This is a genomic window from Pseudomonas sp. YuFO20, from assembly GCF_035064975.1.
GTDB lineage: Bacteria > Pseudomonadota > Gammaproteobacteria > Pseudomonadales > Pseudomonadaceae > Aquipseudomonas > Aquipseudomonas putida_AE.
This window is the reverse complement of record NZ_JAXDEO010000212.1, coordinates 1-303: the sequence shown is the minus strand read 5'-3', so window position 1 is coordinate 303 and position 303 is coordinate 1. Positions and strand designations below refer to the sequence as shown.

Genomic DNA, 303 nt, shown 5'->3' with positions numbered 1-303 from the left:
CAGCAGATCCGTGTCGGCCTGATAGACCACCACTTCGGCCTTGGCGACATCCACTCCGACTACAGAACGCGAGACACTCATTGCCACAAAGAAAGCTCCGGGTTAGGGTTTAAAGGCTTGTCGGGGCTTCACCATTGCGCTGGCTTGCTTCTATCGTCGGTCATGGCCGATGCATTCCTTATCGGCGCTTTGGTGAAGGGGTGGGGCGAAGTCTCCCACGGTCTGTACTGGCTAGAGTCAGATGCTGGCTTTTAGTCCCACCACCCCTACAAGTCTAAACATACAAGCGGGCTTGCTCGCGAA

1 pseudogene is annotated in these 303 nt (G+C 55.8%); it reads left to right on the top strand.

Annotation, left to right across the window (positions count from 1 at the left end):
- Nucleotides 1-255, top strand: a pseudogene (locus tag SOP85_RS31585) (hypothetical protein); the annotation flags it as partial.
- Nucleotides 256-303 lie beyond the last annotated feature (48 nt).